Consider the following 20677-nt stretch of genomic DNA (forward strand, 5'->3'; position numbering starts at 1 on the left):
ATGTTTTCCGGGGCCGGCCAATCCTGCTGCACGTCAACGCACAGCCATGCAAAACCTCCTGATCGCCTCGCAGGCCCGGCGCAACACGGCGTCATCCAGGGCATAGGCAATACGGATATAGGGCCCCAGGCCAAAGGCGCTGCCATGCACCACGGCTACACCGGCTTCGTCGAGCAGGGCCAGGGCCACGTCTTCATCGGTGGACAGCACCCTGCCTGCGGGCGAGGTGCGGCCGATCAGTCCGGCGCAGCAGGCGAACGCGTAGAAGGCGCCTGCCGGGCTGGTGCATTCAAGGCCCGGTATGCTATTGAGCTGGTCGACCATCAGATCGCGGCGCTTCTGGAACGCGATACGGCTGCTGTGGATAAAGTCCTTGGGGCCTTCCAGAGCGGCGAGAGCGGCCTGCTGCGAGATTGAGCCGGCTCCCGAAGTCTGCTGGCCTTGCAATGTTTCCATGGCTTGCAACAGCCAGCGCGGGCCTGTGGCAAAACCGATACGCCAGCCGGTCATGGCGTAGGCCTTGGACACGCCGTTCATGGTCAGGGTGCGCGCTGCCAGGCGTGGTTCAACCTGGGCCAGGGTATGGAACAGCTGACCATCGAAGATCAGGTGTTCGTAGATATCATCCGCCAGGATCAATACATGAGGATGGGCCAGCAGCACATCGGCCAGTGCCGCCAGTTCGTCGCGGCTGTACACCGCCCCCGTCGGGTTGGAGGGCGAGTTGAGGATCAGCCAGCGCGTTTGCGGGGTGATTGCCGCTGCCAGTGCCGCTGCGGTCAGCTTGAAACCGGACGCTGCGTGGCAGGTCACGAAGCAGCTTTGTGCGCCGCATAACTGAACCATCTCGGGATAACTGACCCAGTAAGGCGCCGGTATGATGACCTGATCTCCCTCATTGAGGGTCGCGGCCAGGGCATTGTAGATCACCTGTTTGCCACCGTTGCAGACCAGGGTGTCCTGCCAGCCGACATCCAGGCCGTTTTCACCACGGAATTTGGCCGCCACCGCTTCTCGCAGTGAACGTGCGCCAGCGACCTGGGTGTAGCGGGTGTGGCCCTGGCCTATGGCGCGGATTGCAGCGTCGCGCACAGGCTCGGGCGTATCGAAGTCCGGTTCGCCAGCGCACAGTGAAATGATCGTGGCGCCTTGGGCGCGGCGCTCTGCAACACGGTCGATGATCCGATAGGTGGCCGAGGGCAGGGCGCTTGCCAGGTGCCGGTTGAGCCGCTGGATATCGCTGCTCATGGGCGGTGTCTCCAGTGAGTCAGGTTCATCAGTTCGAGCGTGGAGCGGCCTTCAGTCAGAGCCTGCATCATATGAGCTTCCTTGTCGGCACGGGATTCGCCTTCGGCGAAGGTACGTGCGGCATGTGCCTTGGGGATGATGATCACACCATCATCGTCAGCCACCAGCAGATCCCCCGGCGCCACCTCTGCGCCGTTGAAATTGAAAGCCTGACCTACCGAGGTGGCGCTGGCCTTGACGGTGCCTCTGACCGAGATGCCGCGGGCAAATACCGGAAACCGGCGCGCCTTCAAGGCCGCGATATCACGTACCCCGCCGTCGATGACCAGGCCGACCACACCGGCTGCCTGTGCCGCAACGGTAAGGACTTCGCCCCAGTAACCGGCAATAAAATTACCGGTACCCACTACCAGCACACTGCCGCGGGGCACTTGTTCAAGGGCCAGGTGCAGGGCCAGGTTATCGCCAGGAGCGCATTGCAGCGGGTACGCCGGCGCGGCGATAAAGGCGCCATCCCAGATCGGGCGGATGCCGCTGTCCACGGCACAGGCCAGGTGCGATGCCTCATACAGGGTCGAACTGCCGAGGATTCTGGCCCGTTCGTGGTAGTTCAGGGGCAGGGCGAGTGTGCTCATCAGGCTTTCCTCTGCAGGCTGTGGTAGCCCAGTGCAGCGCGGGCGCTTGCAAGGGTCTGGCCTTGACTGATCAAGGTACGGATTTGCGCTTCGACGGTTTCAATCTGCCGCGCACAGGCGGCCACTTGTGCGGCATGGGCGCGGGGTACGATCACTACGCCATTGGCGTCGGCCACCACGATGTCACGGGCACAGACGCGGGCGGTGCCAATGGAAACGGGCTGGTTGATCGACTGCACCTGGACACGGTCCTTGCCGGTGCGCATAAAGCGGCCCTTGCTGAAGATCGGATAACCGTCTCCCAGCGCCTTGTTCACGTCACGGCAAACACCGTCGATAACCGTGGCAGCGATGTTTCGGCTGCCGGCGTACTGGGTCATGATGTCGCCCCATACGGTGCAGTCGGTGCGCCCGGCATTGTCGATCACCACTACGTCACCGGGCAGAACTTGCTCGATAAAGTCGCCCACGGTCCCGGCAGGCACGCTGGCCGGGACGTACTGCACTGTGAATGCCGGCCCGACAATAACCGTGCTGTAGTTGCCCAGCGGCATCACGCCCAGGCATTGGCCGGGCAGGCCGAGCTTGTCCAGGGCATCGGAAACCCCCGGCGTGTCCAGGCCCTCAAACAGGGCGACCAGTGCTTGATCTTCAGGGTTCATCAGACGTGCTCCGTGCGGATGGCTTCAAACTGGCTGTCATGCATGACTTCGGCTACGGAGCGACCGCTGCGTACTGCGTCGAGCATGACTTGCTGACGCCGGGCGATACGTTCGCCAAGATCGACGACCTGAGCGATATGGGCCTGGGGCACAAACACCGTGCCGCAGTTGTCGGCGATCACATAGTCGTCTTCGCTGACATTGACCCCGGCGACTTCGATGGTCACGGCGGCCGCTATCTGCATCACGCGATTGCGCGCACTGATCATGGTGACGCCACGGCCGTAAACCGGATAACCGATTGCCGCACTGCCATCAATATCGCGGCTGCAACCGTCAATGATGGTGCCTCGCACCTGTTTGGCGAGCGCCGCATTGGCAAGGATATCGCCCCAGCAAGAGATGCCCTCGATACCGCCGGCGATCACCAGCACCCGATCATCCGTGTTGATGTGTTCGACCACCGGGGTGATCAGGTGGGCGCTGGGCACCGTGTCGGTCTTTGCGGCCAACAGTACGGTACTGGCACGGCCAACGATCGGCGGGCAGTTCCACAGCGGCCGCAGCCCCACAGTGGCCCCTGCCAGACCAAGAAAATCCAGCGCATCGGACACGGTATTACTGTCCAGTGCCGCCAGACGCTGGAGTACAGTCATGTCGGTCGTGCTTTTGAGCGTCATCGCGCAGCCTCAGTGGTGGTGTAGGTGCTCAGTGTCGGCGAGGCTGTTTGATAGGTATATTCCTGTTCACGTAAGCTTTGGATACGTTAAACCTATGGAAAAACCATGATCAATTTCCGTCTGATCCGTCACCTCTGGCTCTTTCTGGCCGTCGCCGAAGAGCAGAACTTCGGCCGCGCCGCCAAGCGCCTAGGCATGTCCCAGCCGCCGCTGAGCGAGCAGATCCAGGTGCTGGAGCAAGCGCTCAAGGTCAAACTGTTCGAGCGCTCGCGGCGCGGTGCCAAGCTGACGCCGGTGGGGGCGGCAATTCTGCCGGCCGTACGCAAGTTCGCCGAGCAGTTGGAGCGTCTGGAGCTGGCCGTGGATGAAGCGCTGGCGGGGCAGTCGGGGATGCTGACCATTGGCGCAATTTCCACGGCCATGTTTGATGTACTGCCGGGCCTGATCGAGCGGTTGAAGGAGGATTACCCGCACTTGACCGTCTCGGTGCGGGAAATTGACAGCGTCGAAGCGGTGCCGGCGCTGGAGGCGGGGGATATTGATCTGGCGTTTGCCCGTCTGGACGGTGATCTGGGGGACTCAATCCAGTCACTGCCGCTGCTGGAGGACCGCCTGATGCTGGCCCTGCCCAGTGATCACCCGCTGGCAGCGCGCACGCGCATCAGCCTGGCCAGCCTGTCCAATGAGCCTCTGGTGATGTTTTCGCGCAAGGTCAGCCCGGTGTATTTCGACAATCTGATTGCCACCTGCCGGGCAAGCGGTTTTTCCCCGCGGGTGTTGCACGAAGTGCGTTCCGTGGCCTCGCAAATCGCCTTTGTCAGCTATGGCCAGGGCATTGCGCTGGTGCCTGCGTCCTTGAAAAAGCTGGCTCCCGCCAATGTGGTATTCCGTGCACTGAGCGAAAAGCTCAACGTGGTGACCACTGCCGTGGCATGGAATGCCAATCGGTCGAACCCGCTGATAGAGGCGATCATTGCTCGTTTAAGCGCCAAGGCATGATGTTTTTGATAGGTTTGGCCTATGTAAACCTTCTGGTCTTAGGCATTTACACCAGGGCCGATGTGCCTGACATTGGTCCGCCGCCTTAACGCTTCAGGAGTCATGCCCGTGCCCGTACCCGCAACCTTTGCCCATACCCAAGTGCCGCTGGAGGTAGAGGGTGTGGACTTGACTATTGCCGCTCTTCACCGAGAAGGGGAACTGGCACCGATTGTCTTTCTGCATGGCTTCGGTTCGAGCAAGGAAGACTATGCCGATATCGCGCTGCGTGCGGAGTTCGCCGGGCATGCCTTTCTGGCCTACGATGCGCCGGGGTGTGGTGACAGCGGGTGCAGTGATCTTGCCCGGGTTTCCATCCCTTTTTTGCAGCAAACGGCGCTGCAAGTGCTCGAGCATTTCGGCATCGAACGCTTCCATCTGGTGGGCCATTCCATGGGCGGGTTGACCGCCCTGATGCTGGCCCATCAGTTCCCGCAGCGGGTACTCAGTTTTGTCGATATCGAAGGCAATATTGCCCCCGAGGACTGCTTTCTCAGCCGTCAGATCATCGACTGCCCGAGTGATGATCCTGAGCTGTTTTTTACGGCCTTTATCGAGCGTGCCCGCCATGCCCCGGCCTATGCCAGTGCCCTGTATGCCGCGAACCTGAGGCACAAGGTGCGTGTGCAAGCGGTGCGGGGGATTTTCGAATCGATGGTCGAGCTGTCCGATAACGCCAACCTGATGGGCAAGTTTCTCGGCTTGCCGTGCCCGAAGATGTTTATGTTTGGCGACCAGAACGCGTCACTGTCCTACCTGCCGCATATCGCGGCTCACGGCGTACGCCTGGGGCAGATCCCGGCTTGCGGCCACTTCCCGATGTATTCCAACCCGATTGCGATGTGGCAGCACATGGCGGATTTTTATGGGGCAATTTCAGGCTAGGGCAACGCCGCCTCGACCAGCTCGATCCAGTGCCGCACCGGGGTTCTGCCTGCACTGTCGAGGTGTGCCTGGCAGCCGATATTGGCCGTGACAATAACCTCGGGGTGCGCGCTTTCCAGTGCGTTGAGTTTGTTGTCGCGCAGTTGCCGGGACAGTTCGGGCTGGGTCAGCGAATAAGTGCCTGCCGAGCCGCAGCACAAGTGGCTGTCGGGCACCGCGGTCAGGTTGAACCCCAACCGGGTGAGAATGCCTTCAACCGCGCCGCCGAGTTTTTGCCCGTGCTGCAAGGTGCAGGGGCAGTGGAACGCCAGCCGTTGATTGCTGTGCACACCGAGGGTGTGCAGTGGCTCGTCGCGCAGCACTTCAACCAGATCCCTGGCCAGCGCACTGACCTTGGCAGCTTTTTCGGCATAGGCCGGGTCGTTGCCGAGCAGGTGGCCGTAATCCTTGATAAAGGCACCGCAGCCGCTGGCGGTTTGCACGATTGCTTCGGCCCCTTGTTCAATCCCCGGCCACCAGGCATCGATATTGCGCCGGGCGCGATCAAGTCCTGCGGCCTGGGCGTCCAGGTGGTAGTCCACTGCACCGCAGCAAGCGGCTTCTCGGGCAGGAATCACGCTGATGCCCAATCGGTCCAGCACTCGGGTAGCTGCTGCGTTGGTGTTGGGTGACAAGCTCGGTTGCACGCAGCCTTCGAGCAGCAGTACTTGCCGGGCATGGCGGGTGGTCGGTCGCAGCCCGGGCGCGGGGACCTGGCCTGGCAGTTTGTCTTGCAGGCGTGCGGGCAGCCAGGGGCGCAAGATCTGACCACTGCGCAGTAGCCACCTGAACCGGCCCGCATTCGGTATGACGCTGCGCAGCCCTTGACGCAGCAAGCGTTGCCCGAGCGATCTGGGTACCTGGGCGTCAACCATTGCCCGGCCAATGTCCAGCAGGTTGTGGTAGTCGACGCCTGAGGGGCAGGTGGTTTCGCAATTGCGGCAAGACAGGCAACGGTCCAGATGCTGTCGGGTTTTCTCCGTCACCTGATTGCCTTCCAGTACCTGTTTGATCAGGTAAATACGCCCCCTCGGGCCGTCCAGTTCATCACCGAGCAACTGATAGGTCGGACAGGTGGCGTTACAGAAACCACAGTGCACGCAACTGCGCAGGATGCGTTCAGCCTCCCCGGCACGGGGCAATTGGCGGGCCTGTTCGCTCAACGTGGTCTGCATGGTTCAAAGCTCCGCGTACAGGCGCCCGGGGTTGAAAATACCCTGCGGGTCGAGTTGTTGTTTGAGGCTACGCTGGTAGCGCATCAGAGCCTCCGGTAACGGCTGGAACGGGCTGTCGACAAGACCGTGGCTGTAGCAGGTGGCATGGCCGCCGACCTCGGTTACGACCGTGCGGATAAAGCTCGCCTCAGCATCCGACTTGAGCCAGCGCTGGGCACCGCCCCAATCGATCAACTGCTCACCGGGCAGCTCAAGTTCCGGGGTGTTGTTGGGCAAGGACAGGCGCCAGAGGGGCTGGCCCTCATCGAAGAAGCGCAATTGGTGTTCGTTGAGCCGTGTCCAGAACGAAGCGTCCAGGCGCTCGCCGCCCAGGCGTTCGTGAGCCGCCATCACCGAGCCTTCGCCACCCTCCAGGCGCAGGTGCAGGCGCTGGCCATCGTGGCAGGCAGCGCTGATCGGCAGCGGTTGCCGGCCCCATTCGGCGAGGCGCAGCAGGGCTCGCGCCGTGTCCAGTTCCAGGCTGATACTCAGGGATTGCCGCGGCTTGGGCAGCACCTTGAGTGACACTTCGGTGATGACTCCCAGTGCGCCGTAGCTGCCGGCCATCAAACGGGACAGGTCATAGCCAGCGACGTTTTTCATGACTTCGCCGCCAAAACGCAAATGCTTGCCGTGCCCGGTGATCACCCGGGTGCCGAGGACAAAGTCCCTGAGCGAACCTGACCAGGGCCGGCGCGGCCCCGACAGGCCGCTGGCAACCATGCCGCCGACCGTGGCGGCACCGAAAGAGGGCGGTTCGCAGGCCAGCATTTGCCCGGCTTTATCCAGCGCCTGCGCCAGCTCCATCAGAGGCGTACCGCAGCGTGCGGTGATCACCAGCTCGGTGGGGTCATAGCTGACAATGCCCCGATGGCCGCGGGTGTCGAGCACTTCACCGGCCACGCTGCGGCCAAGGAAGGCTTTGCTGTTGGCGCCCTGGATACGTAGCGGGGTGGCGTATTGCAGCGCCTGATTGACCTGCTCCAGCAACAGGGCGCTGGTATCGACATTGTCTGCACTGCGCATCAGAACCGCTCCAGTTCGGGGAAGGGCAGTTGCCCCATATGCACGTGCATGGCGCCCAACTCGGCGCAGCGATGCAGGGTGGGGATGTTCTTGCCGGGGTTGAGCAAGCCGCCGGGGTCGAAGGCGGCCTTGACGGCATGAAACAGGATCAGTTCATCGCTGTTGAACTGCGCGCACATCTGATTGATCTTCTCGCGGCCTACGCCGTGTTCGCCGGTAATGCTGCCACCGACCTTGACGCAGAGCTCAAGGATCTGGCCGCCCAGGGCTTCGGCGCGCTCAAGTTCCCCGGGCTGATTGGCATCGAACAGAATAAGCGGGTGCATATTGCCGTCACCGGCATGAAACACATTGGCCACTCTCAGGTTGTAGTGGGTCGATAATCCGGCAATGGCCTGCAGTACGCCGGGCAACTCACGGCGCGGAATGGTGCCGTCCATGCAGTAGTAATCCGGCGCAAGGCGACCTACGGCGGGAAAAGCGTTCTTGCGCCCGGCCCAGAAGCGCACCCGCTCAGCTTCGTCCCTGGCCTGGCGCACGGAGCTGGCGCCAGCCCGTTCAAGCACCTGGCGCACGCGCGCGCAATCGTCATGTACATCGGCTTCGACGCCGTCGAGTTCGCACAACAAGATGGCGTGGGCCTCGACCGGGTAACCGGCATGAATAAAATCTTCGGCGGCGCGGATGGCCAGATTGTCCATCATCTCCAGTCCTGCGGGTATGATGCCGGCGGCGATGATGTCCGCCACGGCGCGACCGGCTTTTTCAACCGAGTCGAAGGCTGCCAGCAGCACTTTGGCGGTTTGCGGTTTGGGCAACAGTTTGACCGTGACCTCGGTAATGACCCCGAGCATGCCTTCGGAACCGGTAAACAGTGCCAACAGATCGAAACCGGGGGAGTCGAGGGCATCCGCCCCCAGGGTCAGGTGCTCGCCGTCAACGGTCAGTATTTCGATCTTTAGCAGGTTGTGCACGGTCAAACCGTACTTGAGGCAATGCACGCCACCGGCGTTTTCAGCGACGTTGCCACCGATCGAGCAGGCAATCTGCGAGGACGGATCCGGCGCGTAGTACAGGTCATACGGCGCCGCTGCCTGGGAAATGGCCAGGTTGCGCACACCGGGCTGAACCCGTGCAGTGCGGGCGTCGGGGTCGATATGAAGGATAGAGTTGAAGCGCGCCATTACCAGCAGCACGCCTTTTTCCAGGGGCAATGCCCCTGCGGACAAACCGGTACCGGCCCCGCGTGCGACCACCGGCACGCGCAACTCATGGCAGATGCGCAACACGCCCTGTACCTCGTCAAGTTGGCGTGGCAGCACTACCAGCAGGGGCGTGGTGCGATAGGCGCTAAGCCCGTCGCATTCGTAGGGCTTGAGTTCTTCACGCTGATGCAGGACTTCTAGGTTTGGCAAGCGTGTGCGCAGGGTGCGCAGTAATACGGCTTTATCGACGTCCGGCAGGACGCCGTCGACGCGTTCATCGTAGAGAATGTTCATGGCGGCTCACGACACTCGATTGTTCTTATTGGAGGTCTGTTCCGTATGCAGCCTAGTCGCAAAGTGCGCCCTGTATCACTTGCAGGGTGATATCGGTGGCGCCGGTGTTGAAACCGGGGGTGATAAAAAGCGCTGTGCTACTGGCCCTTGAGGTACAAGGGCCCGCTTGCGGGGCAAAAGGTCAATAGGCCTTGGCGCTTTTGATATCGGCAATGATTTGCCGGGCGATGGCTTCGACCTGCTCCTGGGTCATGGCCGACATGACGCCTTCCCAGGCCGATGATGACGTATCGTAGGTCCGGGTCCCCAGCAACTGGCCGGTCTTCAGGTCGGTGAAGTCTGCACTTGAGTTGACCCAGGCATTCCCCACCATGATGCCTGCGCCATACCGTGCACCCGGCGTGATGTAGCGGAAGTTGCTTACATTGATCTTGATGCCCACACCGTCTTTTCCATCAAGGCTGAGCAGTTGGGACTCAGCAAGGCGGTAGCCCTCTGCAGAGGCTTCGGCATGCAAGGCCTCCTTCCATTCTTGCTTCAGCAGGGGCCAGTCCTCGTTCTGTTGAACCTTGCTGTTGCCTTCAAAGTTGACGCGCAGGTTTTGCTTGGCTGTTGCCTGGATCGGCAGCATGGGGCTGCCACCGCTTTTAACCGAGGCCGCGCAGCCGCTCAACAGTGAAATGGCCACGGCACAGTACAGCGCAGACGAGAGTTTGGAAGCGTTCATTGAATGTCCATATTCTGGGGATGAACGCTATCTATACCGCAACGCCTCAGATTTTTCACCGGCTTTAATGGCTCTTGGCCAGTATCGGCATCAGTGAAGCGTCGCCGCCCGGCCGATTTCGCCAATCCGGATCCGGTCCAGCGCCCGATTTAGAGCATCAAGCGCGTCGATCAGGGCCTTGGCCTCGGCTTCGCGGCCATCACCCCACAGGCGTTCGGCCATTTTGTTGAGGGCCTGGATCGATTGTTCTATGCCAGCTGCCGTAGCTGCCGGGTTTTCTGCGGTTTGCTTCTTGGACATGTCAAAAATTGCGCCATAAGTAATGGCTGCATACTAGCGCCGGATGCGGTTTTTTTGCCAACTGGCATCGCTGTGGAAGGTGCCTGTATCGCCACGCAGCACATAAAGGGTGGCCCTGTAGGCCGATGTCACCCGTGTGCATTGCAGGCCGCGAATCTTGTGGTACGCCCAGGCCCAGCCGTGGTTGGTTTTACTGCTCATCGGTGTGCCTGCGTTTTCATCATCTAGATCCTGAACGACATGAACCTGATTGGACTCGATTTCGCTCAGTAGTTCCCTGGCAATGACGGCTCAAACAAAATGATTTACATGAACAGTCATATGCAAGTTATTGATTTACATGATGTCAAACCTATGGCTTTGCCTGGAATTCCTCTTCATCCATGAGCACCAGTGCGCCAACGATCAGTGCACGCATGCCGCGGTCCAGCTCGGCCTCCATCTCGATTTCTTCGGCCAGGCGCTGGGCTTCTTCAACGGGCTGGCCGGTGACTGAATACACCGTGTCGGCTACGGCAATTCCGTGGAAGGCCACGGTTGCCAGCAGCCAGCGGGCCTGCGCCTTGGTAATGCCGTAGACCTGGGCGATATGGCTCTGATGCTCGTCGATCTTGGCGAGCATCGGTTGGGTCGCCGCCAAGCGGCGAATCACGTAGGGCGTCAAGCCGGGGTGGGCCTTTACAAACAGGCGCACCGAGGTGGCAAACACCGTCAGGTAGTCCTTGAGTTCACCACGCTGATCGGCGTCGACCCGCGGTATCTGCCAGCGGGTGAAGATCTCTTCGGCGATCAGATTCTTCAGCGCCTCCAGATTGGCAACATGCTTGTACAGCGCCATATGACTGACCCCCAAAGCGGCAGCAACGCCGACAAAAGTGATACCCGGCAGGCCGATCTCGATGCCTGCTTCGACGATGCGCTCGCGGGTGATGGTGCGAGGGCGCCCGCGGGTCGCGGGTGGTTGTGAGGCGTTCATGGCCGTTCCTTGATCGGTGAGGAGTGTCTTGTAGCTGTCTTGTCAGCATTTCGCAAATTAGTTTATAGTCATGCAACTAATTAAGGTTCTCATTTGCGAGCCACTATCAGTTGCGCATACACCCCCCTTGTTTGCGCTTAACCGGAATGCCAGTGGCCTTCCATTCTTATGACATTGCGGATGTTTGACTGGCATGGAAACTCCTCACACGGCTGCGGCCACACCCAAGATGCGTGGCCCTGTCAGCCAGGTGCTTCACCCGATTCGTGGGCGGCTGCTGATTGCCGCCCTGCTTGCGGGCGTTGGCGCCATGCTGACGCTGGTACCGCTGGCAGGTATTGCGCATGTCGCCGGGCTGGTTCTGGGTGACAACGCAATCACTGCTCATGAGGTGTGGCGGGCAGTAGGTATCGGCGTGGCGAGTCTGTGCGCGGGCATGTTGTTGATATCCACCGGGGAGCTGCTGGCCCATCTGGCGGATAACCGTATTACCCACCACCTGCGCCTGGCCATTGTGCAGCGCCTGAGCCGCGTGCCCTTGGGCTGGTTCACCAGCCGGGGCTCGGGTGAGGTCAAGCAGGCGATGCAGGATGACATCAATACCCTGCACAGTCTGACGGCGCATTTCTACACCACCGTGGGGCGAGCGGTCGGCGCCATTGTGTTCTCGCTGGTCTACCTGTTTGTAATGGACTGGCGCATGGCAATTGTCTCGATCCTGCCGTTCCCGGGGTTCTTCCTGTTTTTTACCCGCGCCATGAAAGCCAGCGAGAGCAACATGCAGGCGTTTGTCGAGGGCATGGGGCGTATCGACAATGCCGTGGTCGAGTTCGTCAATGGCATCCCGGTAGTGAAGTCGTTCGGGGCTGTGGGCAAGGCACACGGCAGTTACCGTGAGGCCGTCGATGCCTTCGCCCGGGCTTTTGTCGGTTTCACTCGCCCGCTGGTGGGTTCGATGGCCAATGCCAACGCAATGATCGCGCCGGTCACGGTGCTGGGCGGCGTGCTGGCGTTCGGCACCCTGTTCGTGGCACTGGGCTGGATCGCTGCGCTGGATGTGCTGCCGTTCGCCCTGGTGACTCCGGGCCTGTGTGGCCCCTTGCTGTTGCTGCACTACATCACCCATGACCTCAACAATGCAGTGGGTGCGGCCCGGCGTGTGCAGGCCCTGCTCGATACACCGGTGCTGGAGCAACCGGCACCGGGCATGCAGGAGATGCCCAGGGGCAGCGAAATTGGTTTTGAGCACGTTGGCTACTGCTATGAAAGCGCGGGCCGGGGGCTGGCGGACATCAACCTGGTTCTCAAACCCGGCACGACCACCGCTGTGGTGGGGTGCTCCGGCGCCGGCAAGTCAACCCTGGCGCGCCTGCTGCTGCGTTTTTTTGACCCGACGCAAGGGCGCATCACCCTGGGGGGTGTGGATCTGCGTCAGATTGAGACGGCAACCCTGTACCGGCATATCGGTTTTGTATTGCAGGAGGTGCGGCTGATCCACGCCAGTGTGCACGACAACATTGCCCTGGGCAGACCAACGGCCACCCGCCAGCAGATTGAGGATGCTGCGCGCACGGCCAATATCCATGCGCGCATTGTTGCCCTGCCGCGTGGCTATGACTCGGTGGTGGGTGAGGATGCGCAGTTTTCCGGCGGTGAGTTGCAGCGGGTGAGCATCGCCCGTGCCGTGTTGCTCGATCCGCCCGTGCTGGTGCTCGACGAGGCCACGGCGGCGGCGGATGCCGAAAGTGAAGTGGCCATCCAGGATGCACTCTCGCGTTTTGCCGGCGGCCGCACCTTGCTGGTCATCGCGCACCGGCTCGACACCGTGATGCACGCCGACCAGATCATCGTGCTCGACAACGGCACGATTCACGAGCAGGGCACCCACGGCGAACTGCTTGCCCGCAAGGGCCTTTATGCCCGGCTGTGGGCGCAGGGCGACTACTCATTCTCTGCAGAACTGGCGGTGCCGTCATGCTGAAACCCTTGGTAGAACTGTTGGGCGACGACGCGTCCGTGCTGCATCGTTATGTCGGGATGGCAGTGTTTTATGGTTTGCTCAGCGGGCTGACACTCACCACCCTGGTACCGGTGCTGGGGCATTTGCTCGCTAACGATCTACGAGGTGCAGCATTGTGGCTGCTGTTGACGCTTGCCGGCATGGCTGTGTGCTGGGCCTGCCGGCGCCGGGTGGAGCGCGCCGGTGTCGCGGTGGGCGTGGCCCTTTTGCAGGGGGCGCGCCAGCGCATCGGCGACCATGTGGCGCGATTGCCCCTGGGCTGGTTTACGACGCAGAACACCGGCCATCTGGGGCATGTAATTACCCAGGGCATGATGGCGGTGGCGCAGTTGCCAGCGCACGTTTTCACCCCTGTGATCAGTGGCGCGGTGACGCCTTTGGTGATCGTCGCCGCACTGTTTGCCGTGCATTGGCCACTGGGGCTGATTGCGCTGCTGGGGCTTGCGGTACTGGCAGGGGCGCTGCTGTTGAGCGCGCGCCTGGGGCAGCGTACTGACCGGGCTTTCCAGCGGCACTTCGCGGATGCCAGCCAGCGCATGGTCGAGTTTGCCCAGGCGCAATCGGTACTGCGCGCGTTCAATGGCGAAGGGGGCGGGACGCAGTTGCTGGAACAGGCGCTCGAGCGCCAGCGCCAGTCCGGGCTGCGCCTGATCTATCAGTCATCGCTTTCGGTGGTACTCAATACCTGGGTCGTGCAGGTGATCTTTGCGGCCCTGTTGATCGCAGCCGCCTTGTGGCTTAACGGCCTGATGGGCGACACGCGGGATAACGCTTCGGTGATTGCGGTAGTCGTTGCGCTGTTGTTGAGCAGCCGCTATATCGAGCCGTTGCTGGACGTGGCCGGTTATGCCGAGATCCTGCGCAGTGCCAGCGGTCAACTTGACGCGGTGCAGGCCATCTTTGCCGCCCGGCCCTTGCCGGAGCCGGATCAGCCACAACCGCCACGGGATGGCTCTATAGAGTTGCGCGCAGTGAGCATGGCTTACGCGCCCGATCAACCCGATGTGCTGCATGATGTCAGCCTGCGTATTGAGCCGGGCAGCATGACAGCGTTGATCGGTGCTTCGGGCTCGGGCAAGACCACGCTGGTACGGCTGATCGCACGGTTTTTCGATGCGCGCGAAGGGTGCGTGCTCGTGGGTGGTGTGGATGTGCGGCACATGTCCGACAGCCAGTTGGCGGGTCAGATCAGTCAGATATTCCAGGACTGTTACCTGTTTCAGGGCAGCATTGCCGACAACATCCGCATCGGCAACCCCACCGCCAATGCTGACGAAATCCTCGAGGCGGCGCAGCAGGCCGGGCTTGGCGAACTTATCGGGCGCTTGCCGCAAGGCCTCGACACACCGGTGGGCGAGGGTGGTGCACGGCTGTCGGGCGGTGAGCGCCAGCGTATTGCAATTGCACGCGCACTGATCAAGGAGGCGGCCATCTTGCTGGTGGATGAAGCCACTGCGGCGCTGGATGCCGAGAATCAGCACGTGATCGCCCGGACACTGGCCAGGTTGCGCGGGCAGCGCACGCTGGTGGTCATTGCGCATCAACTGTCTACGGTGTCGATGGCCGACCGGATCGTGGTGCTCGATCAAGGCCGGGTGGCCGAGCAGGGCACGCCCGCGGCATTGCTTGCCGCCAAGGGGCGTTACGCGAAGTTTCTTGAACAGCGTCGGGCTGCCAAGGGTTGGCGGGTGGCAAGCGGCAGTGAGCTGCAATGATGCGGGCACGATGGCTAGGGGTATTTGCCATGCTCTGCGTCACATCACTGCTGGTGGGGGCCCGGCAACTGGAGTGGTCGCAGCTGTGGTCCTTGTCGGGCGATGCCTGGCTGACGCTCACGGCCAGCCGCTTGCCGCGCCTGGCGGCGCTGGTGCTGACCGGGGCTGGCCTGGCAGTGTGCGGGGTGATCCTGCAACACATCGTGCACAACAAGTTCGTCGAGCCAGGCACTTCGGGCGGGCTGGATGCGGCCAGGCTCGGCATCCTGGTATCGCTGGCTGCGGTGCCCGGCGCCGGCATGACAGGGCGCATGCTGTTTGCGCTGGTGTTTTGCTTCGCCTCGGGGTTGATATTTGTCGTGATCATCCGCCGGATCCGATTCAAAAACACGGTGCTGGTGCCGGTCATCGGCCTGATGTATGGCGGCGTGCTGAGCGCCATTGCCGAGTTCTACGCCTACCACCACAACATCATGCAAAGCATGCAGGGCTGGCTGCTGGGCGACTTTTCCAGGGTGGTGCAGGGCAGCTACGAGATCATCTACCTGATCTTGCCGATTGTTGCCCTGGCCTATCTGTATGCCCACCGTTTCACCGTGCTGGGCATGGGTGAGGGCATGGCTACAAGCCTGGGCCTGAACTACTCGGCAAACGTTGCCCTGGGCTTGCTGCTGGTGGCGGTCACAGTATCAGCCACGGTCATCACGGTAGGGGCGATTCCTTTTGTCGGACTGGTCATTCCCAACCTGGTGGCGCTGCGTTATGGCGACCACCTGGGCCGTACGCTGCCCATCGTTGCCCTGGGCGGCGCGTCAATGCTGCTGGTGTGCGACATCCTCGGACGGCTGCTGATTTACCCGTTTGAAGTGCCCATCGGCTTGATGGCAGGCAGCGTGGGCGGTGTGCTGTTCCTGGCACTGATCATCTGGAGGCACCGATGAGGCGTCTGCAACCCCGGCATGGGGTATGGGTTCTGGTGGCGGCCCTGGCGCTGACCTTCGTGTTGTTGGGGTCGGGCATGGATTTTGATTATGTAATCCCCAAGCGGATCGCCCGGCTTATGGCCATGGTGATTGGCGGTGTGTGCATCGCCTGGTCGTCGATCACGTTCCAGACCCTCACCGGCAACCGGATACTGACCCCGGCAATCATGGGCTACGAGGCCATTTACCTGCTGTTGCAAGCCTTGCTGGTGTTGTTGCTGGGCACCGGCAGTGCGGTGTTACTGGGCAGTAACGGCAACTTTCTGGTGTCTGTGCTGCTGTTGCTTGGCTACTCGTGGCTTATCCATCGTTACCTGCTGCGCAACGGCAAGAGCAACGTGTATTTCCTGCTGTTGGTCGGGCTGGTGCTGACGATGGTGATAGGCACGTTCACCCAGTTTGTCCAGCTCAAGGTCAGCCCCGGCGAGTTTTCGGTTTTGCAGGGTTTCAGCCTGGCTTCGTTCAACCGCGTCCAGCCGCAGCAGTTGCTGATTGCGGGGCTGCTGGTGGGCGCCGTGTGCCTGGTGGGCAGCAGAACCTTGGCAACCCTCGATGTGCTGGCGCTGGGGCGCGACCAGGCCATGTCCCTGGGGGTCGATTACCGGCGCAGCGTGCGCCTGCACCTGGCGCTGATTGCGGCACTGGTGGCGGTCTCAACCAGCCTGCTGGGGCCCACGGCATTTATGGGCATCTTCGTGGCGAACATCACCTATGCGCTGGCCCGCACCTTCAGGCACCGGGTCACGCTGGCGCTGGGCAGCGTGATTGCCATCGGCATTTTCATCGTTGCGCAACTGCTGGTCGAGCATGTCTTCAACTACAAAACCACCGTCGGCATTCTCGTCAACCTGGTCTGCGGCGGGTATTTCCTGGTGTTGATGGTGCGTACCCGAGGAGCTCCATGATCACTGTTCACGACATCCATAAAACCTATGGCAGCAAGACCGTACTACGCGGTGTCGACGCGAGTTTCCCGCCCCGGCAACTGACGGCGCTGATCGGCCCCAACGGCGCGGGCAAAACCACGCTGTTGATGATGATAGCGCGGCTGATGGAGCCCACGGCCGGTGAAGTACGCATCGAGGGGCGTGGGGTCGCGGGTATCGCGATTGGCGATTACGCCAGGCGCGTGGCCACTTTGCGCCAGTCACCGGACTTCAACCTGCGCCTTCGGGTGGAGGAACTGGTTGCCTTCGGGCGCTTCCCATACAGCCGTGGTGTGTTGACCGGCGAAGATCAACGGATCATCGACGAGGCCATCGCCTTTCTGTCGCTGCAAGCGCTGCGCCATGCCTACCTCGACGAACTCAGCGGCGGGCAGCGGCAGATGGCCTTTCTGGCCATGACCATCGCCCAGCAAACCGATTGCCTGCTGCTCGATGAGCCGCTGAACAACCTCGATATCAAGCACGCCGTACAGATTATGCGGGCGCTGCGCCGCTTGTGCGACGAACAGGGGCGCACGGTGATTCTGGTGGTGCATGACATCAACTTTGCCGCCAGCTACTGCGATCACTTCGTTGCGATGAAGGCGGGCGCGGTGCATTGCGCCGGCAGCGTTGACGAGGTGATCACCGAAGCGCGGCTGGGCGAACTCTACGGGCTGGACTTCGAGATCACCCACAGCCCGCGCGGTCGCTTGTGCAACTACTTCAACCCCCTGGAAAGAGACGCGAAATGATGATCCACAACAAAGATCGGTTATGGCCGTTGGCCCTGCTGCTCGGCGCGGCCGTGGCAGTGCAGGGCTGCAATGACAAACCGGCAGAGCCCCCACGGGCCGCCACCGCTGTGCAAGCCGTGCAGACGCCTTTTGCGCCGCTTACGGTGCAACACCAGTTGGGCACCACGGTCATTGAACGTGTACCGCAGCGGGTGGTTGCACTGGACATGAATGAAGTCGACTTCCTCGATCAACTGGGTGTCCCCGTGGCGGGCATGCCCAAGGATTTCATCCCGCACTTTCTCGCCCGCTATCGGGATGCACCGGGTGTCGAGGATCTGGGGTCGATTGTGCAGCCCAACCTGGAACGGGTACATGCCGCCAGGCCGGACCTGATCCTGATCACCTCACTGCAGGCCAACCACTATCAAGCCTTGAGCGAGATGGCCGCGACCGTTCATTTCGATGTCGATTATCGTGACAGCGAGACCCGCCATATCGAGGTGATCAGGCAGCACCTGCTGACCCTGGGGCAGATGTTCGCCAAACAGGGGCTCGCGGAGGAAAAAGCCCGGGCACTGGACGCGAAAGTCGAGGAGGCGAGAGGCATCACCCGCGGGCGCCCTGAAAAAGCGCTGGTGGTGCTGCATAACAACGGCGCGTTCAGCTCCTTCGGCGTGCAGTCGCGCTACGGCTTTATTTTCACCGGCCTGGGTGTCAAACCCGCCAGCCCTACGGCAGAGGCGGGGCTGCATGGGCAACCGGTATCCAGCGAATTTATCCAGCAGGCCAACCCCGACATCATCTACATCGTGGACCGTACGGCGGTAATGGAACACCGCCCGGCAATGGCTATCGAGAGCCTGGGCAACCCGTTGCTGCGCCAGACCAACGCCTGGAAAAACGGCCGGGTGATCGTTGTCGATCCCCAGGCCTGGTACGTCACAGGTGCCAGTCCGACCGCCCTGAAACTGGTAATCGACGATGTCATCAAGGGCTATCAGGGCTAACGCCTGAAGGCGGCTGCCAGGCATTTTTCTGGCCATATAACGATTCTCATTAAAACCATTCCTTAGATTCAGATTAACAAAAACCATTCCCTGCCAGTCCAACGGAGTCTTCACGTGAGTCACTGTCATTTTCCTACCCGCATTGCGCCCCCGCGCGCAGTTTTTGCCCTGAACCGTACCGCCACGGCGGTACATGCCGTGTTGCTGACGCTGGCCATGACAAGCCTGGCAGCCCATGCCGAGACCATCCCCGACGAGAAAGAACCCGGCGCATCAACGCTGCCTGCCACGATGGTTGAGGGCCATATGGCCACCCCGGCCGACTTGCCGCCCGGTTACGCAGGCGGGCAGGTGGCCTATGGCAGCCGGGTTGGGCTGCTGGGCAACAAGGACTTTATGGAAACCCCGTTCAGTACCATCAGCTATACGGAGCAGTACATTGCCGACCGTCAGGCACAGAACATCACCCAGGTGATTGCCGCGACCGATCCCTCGGTGTTCAGCAACGGCCTGACCGGGACCTTCAGTGAGAACTACTCTATCCGTGGCTTCGCCAGCAATATCAGCGACGTGATGATGGGCGGGCTGTTTGGGGTGGCCCCGTATTACCGGATTTCACCGGAAATGTATGAGCGTATCGAAGTGCTCAAGGGCCCGTCGGCCTTGCTCAATGGCATGCCGCCGGGAGGCTCGGTCGGAGGGGCGGTCAACCTGGTACCCAAACGGGCGGGCGACGAACCGCTGACACGGCTGACGGGCACCTATATGTCCGATGCGCAGTTCGGTGGCCATCTCGATGTGGGCCGGCGATTCGGTGAAGACCAGCAATTCGGCGTACGCTTCAACGGTGTGTACCGTGACGGTGACGGCGCAATCAACCACCAGCGGCAGAAAGCCGAGCTCACGTCCCTGGGCCTGGACTGGCGCGGTGAACGCGTGCGGCTGTCTGCCGACCTGTATCAAAGTGAAGACCGTGTGCGCGGGCAGAACCGCGGTATCAACCTGGCTTCCGGCGTGGCCGTGCCCAAACCGCCCAAGGCCGACACCCTGCTCAACCCTGACTGGGCCTATGTGCAAACCACGGACCGGGGGGCCATCGTGCGCGGTGAGTTCGACCTGAGCGACAACCTGATGGCTTATGCGGCGTATGGCATGAGCACAACCCATTACGAGTACAGCGGCACCATGATGGCGACGGTGTTCAACGACGCGGGTGACTTCAAGACCTCCATGGGCCAGTTGAAAATGGACCTGGAGAAAACCTCCGGCGAGGTCGGCCTCAAGGGCAACCTGCACACTGGCGCGATCAAGCATCAATGGACCCTCAATGCCACACACTACGGCGACACTCAAAAGGACTACGGGCGCCGCTCGGTGCCGGGCGCGGACTGGGTCACCAACATCTACCACCCACAGTGGGGGCCAGCTGCGGCCAAGAGCTTCCCGTACATTGCCCATACCAAGAGCCGCCTGACCAGCTATGGCCTGGCCGATACACTGTCGGTTCTCGAAGACCGGGTGCAACTGACCCTGGGTGTACGTCGCCAGCAAGTGCTGACCGACAGCTTCAGCACATCCACCGGCGCACGCACCAACCGCTATGACGAAGGCGCCACCACCCCGGCAGCGGCACTGCTGGTCAAGATCACCGACCAGGTGTCGGTGTATGCCAACTACATCGAAGGCCTGAGCGAGGGCGCGGCGGCACCGATGACGGCGAAAAACTTCGGTGACGTGTTCGCCCCCTACAAGTCCAAGCAGAAGGAAGTAGGCCTCAAGGTAGACCTCGGTGACTTCACCCACACCCTGAGCCTGTATGAAATTACCCGCCCCAGCAGCTACCTGGACCCGGATACCAATATCTTTTCCTTTGGCGGCGAGCAGCGTAACCGAGGGGTCGAGTGGGGCTTTTTCGGCTCGCCGCTGCACGACGTACGCCTGATGGGCGGTGTGGCCCATGTCGACCCGAAAATCACCAAGGCCCAGGGCGGCACCAACGAGGGCAAGACCGCCATTGGCCAGCCCCGGCTGCAGGGCAAGCTGGGTGTGGAATGGGACACCCCGGTCATCGAAGGCCTGACACTGACGGCCAACGCCACCTCGGTGTCCAAGCAATACATCAGCGCCGATAATACCCAGTCGATACCGGGCTACACGGTCTACGACCTGGGCACACGCTACAGCACCCGGGTGGCCAGCCAACCGGTGACGTTGCGTGGGAGTGTGAACAACGTGACCAACAAGGCCTATTGGGGGACGCCGCTGTTGTCCAGCCTGGGCCTGGGTGCGCCGCGTACCTTTGAGTTGTCCGCGACCATTGACTTCTAAAGGCGGGCCGCCAGATATCGAATAAAAAA

20 protein-coding genes are annotated in these 20677 nt (G+C 61.6%); 9 read left to right on the forward strand and 11 right to left on the reverse strand.

Annotation, left to right across the window (positions count from 1 at the left end):
- Positions 1-33: 33 nt before the first annotated feature.
- The 4 genes from EQV96_RS00790 to EQV96_RS00805 are packed head-to-tail and all read right to left on the reverse strand — an operon-like array spanning position 34 to position 3201.
- Positions 34-1248 carry a pyridoxal phosphate-dependent aminotransferase gene (locus tag EQV96_RS00790; RefSeq protein ID WP_095024632.1) on the reverse strand — a complete coding sequence of 405 codons (1215 nt, stop codon included), beginning with the start codon at positions 1246-1248 and terminating at the stop codon, positions 34-36.
- Positions 1245-1883: an RraA family protein gene (locus EQV96_RS00795; RefSeq protein WP_095000122.1), complete on the reverse strand. Its 639-nt coding sequence runs from the start codon at positions 1881-1883 to the stop codon at positions 1245-1247. Before EQV96_RS00795 ends, EQV96_RS00790 begins: the two co-directional genes overlap by 4 nt.
- Positions 1883-2545: an RraA family protein gene (locus EQV96_RS00800; RefSeq protein WP_095000123.1), complete on the reverse strand. Its 663-nt coding sequence runs from the start codon at positions 2543-2545 to the stop codon at positions 1883-1885. Before EQV96_RS00800 ends, EQV96_RS00795 begins: the two co-directional genes overlap by 1 nt.
- Positions 2545-3201, reverse strand: a complete 657-nt coding sequence (locus EQV96_RS00805; protein WP_240881050.1) for an RraA family protein — start codon at positions 3199-3201, stop codon at positions 2545-2547. The genes EQV96_RS00800 and EQV96_RS00805 overlap by 1 nt, the downstream gene beginning before the upstream one ends.
- A 129-nt stretch (positions 3202-3330) precedes the next feature.
- On the opposite strand from EQV96_RS00805, the gene EQV96_RS00810 reads away from it, so the two are divergent.
- Positions 3331-4224: a LysR family transcriptional regulator gene (locus EQV96_RS00810; protein WP_095018516.1), complete on the forward strand. Its 894-nt coding sequence runs from the start codon at positions 3331-3333 to the stop codon at positions 4222-4224.
- Positions 4225-4326: 102 nt separating this feature from the next.
- Positions 4327-5148, forward strand: coding sequence for an alpha/beta hydrolase (locus EQV96_RS00815; protein WP_240881051.1), 822 nt, complete (start codon positions 4327-4329; stop codon positions 5146-5148).
- On the opposite strand, the gene glcF is transcribed toward EQV96_RS00815, so the two are convergent.
- From glcF to EQV96_RS00850, 7 genes are all read right to left on the reverse strand, one after another.
- Positions 5145-6362 (reverse strand): glycolate oxidase subunit GlcF, encoded by a 1218-nt coding sequence (gene glcF, locus EQV96_RS00820; protein ID WP_240881052.1) that lies wholly within the window; start codon positions 6360-6362, stop codon positions 5145-5147. The two genes, EQV96_RS00815 and glcF, sit on opposite strands and share 4 nt — an antisense overlap.
- 3 nt (positions 6363-6365) lie before the next feature.
- A complete protein-coding gene (gene glcE / locus EQV96_RS00825; RefSeq protein ID WP_240881054.1) occupies positions 6366-7427 on the reverse strand; it encodes a glycolate oxidase subunit GlcE in 1062 nt (353 codons plus the stop codon).
- A complete protein-coding gene (gene glcD, locus EQV96_RS00830) occupies positions 7427-8926 on the reverse strand; it encodes a glycolate oxidase subunit GlcD (protein WP_095019881.1) in 1500 nt (499 codons plus the stop codon). Before glcD ends, glcE begins: the two co-directional genes overlap by 1 nt.
- A 181-nt stretch (positions 8927-9107) precedes the next feature.
- Complete coding sequence (locus tag EQV96_RS00835; protein ID WP_095000130.1) at positions 9108-9653, reverse strand: DUF4410 domain-containing protein; 546 nt, start codon at positions 9651-9653, stop codon at positions 9108-9110.
- 90 nt (positions 9654-9743) lie between these two features.
- Positions 9744-9953, reverse strand: coding sequence for a hypothetical protein (locus EQV96_RS00840; protein WP_095000131.1), 210 nt, complete (start codon positions 9951-9953; stop codon positions 9744-9746).
- A gap of 33 nt (positions 9954-9986) precedes the next feature.
- Positions 9987-10154 carry a hypothetical protein gene (locus tag EQV96_RS00845; RefSeq protein ID WP_165446467.1) on the reverse strand — a complete coding sequence of 56 codons (168 nt, stop codon included), beginning with the start codon at positions 10152-10154 and terminating at the stop codon, positions 9987-9989.
- A 151-nt stretch (positions 10155-10305) separates the two neighbouring features.
- Positions 10306-10929, reverse strand: a complete 624-nt coding sequence (locus tag EQV96_RS00850; RefSeq protein WP_095023357.1) for a TetR/AcrR family transcriptional regulator — start codon at positions 10927-10929, stop codon at positions 10306-10308.
- A gap of 193 nt (positions 10930-11122) precedes the next feature.
- Here EQV96_RS00850 and EQV96_RS00855 point away from each other — a divergent pair, with 193 nt between their 5' ends.
- From EQV96_RS00855 to EQV96_RS00885, 7 genes are all read left to right on the forward strand, one after another.
- Positions 11123-12910: an ABC transporter ATP-binding protein gene (locus EQV96_RS00855; protein WP_240881056.1), complete on the forward strand. Its 1788-nt coding sequence runs from the start codon at positions 11123-11125 to the stop codon at positions 12908-12910.
- Entirely contained in the window at positions 12904-14664 is a 1761-nt protein-coding gene (locus tag EQV96_RS00860) for an ABC transporter ATP-binding protein (RefSeq protein WP_240881058.1), read from the forward strand. Before EQV96_RS00855 ends, EQV96_RS00860 begins: the two co-directional genes overlap by 7 nt.
- Positions 14664-15605: an iron chelate uptake ABC transporter family permease subunit gene (locus tag EQV96_RS00865; RefSeq protein WP_138738086.1), complete on the forward strand. Its 942-nt coding sequence runs from the start codon at positions 14664-14666 to the stop codon at positions 15603-15605. The genes EQV96_RS00860 and EQV96_RS00865 overlap by 1 nt, the downstream gene beginning before the upstream one ends.
- A complete protein-coding gene (locus tag EQV96_RS00870) occupies positions 15602-16552 on the forward strand; it encodes an iron chelate uptake ABC transporter family permease subunit (protein ID WP_095024638.1) in 951 nt (316 codons plus the stop codon). Before EQV96_RS00865 ends, EQV96_RS00870 begins: the two co-directional genes overlap by 4 nt.
- Entirely contained in the window at positions 16549-17328 is a 780-nt protein-coding gene (locus EQV96_RS00875; protein WP_095018525.1) for an ATP-binding cassette domain-containing protein, read from the forward strand. Before EQV96_RS00870 ends, EQV96_RS00875 begins: the two co-directional genes overlap by 4 nt.
- The gene (locus tag EQV96_RS00880) at positions 17325-18320 is read left to right on the forward strand and encodes a siderophore ABC transporter substrate-binding protein (protein ID WP_095023362.1); all 996 of its coding nucleotides are present in this window, start codon (positions 17325-17327) and stop codon (positions 18318-18320) included. Before EQV96_RS00875 ends, EQV96_RS00880 begins: the two co-directional genes overlap by 4 nt.
- Positions 18321-18434: 114 nt before the next feature.
- Complete coding sequence (locus tag EQV96_RS00885; RefSeq protein WP_095000138.1) at positions 18435-20648, forward strand: TonB-dependent siderophore receptor; 2214 nt, start codon at positions 18435-18437, stop codon at positions 20646-20648.
- Positions 20649-20677 lie beyond the last annotated feature (29 nt).

This window comes from Pseudomonas sp. TMW22080 (genome assembly GCF_022496745.1).
GTDB classification, from domain to species: domain Bacteria; phylum Pseudomonadota; class Gammaproteobacteria; order Pseudomonadales; family Pseudomonadaceae; genus Aquipseudomonas; species Aquipseudomonas bubulae.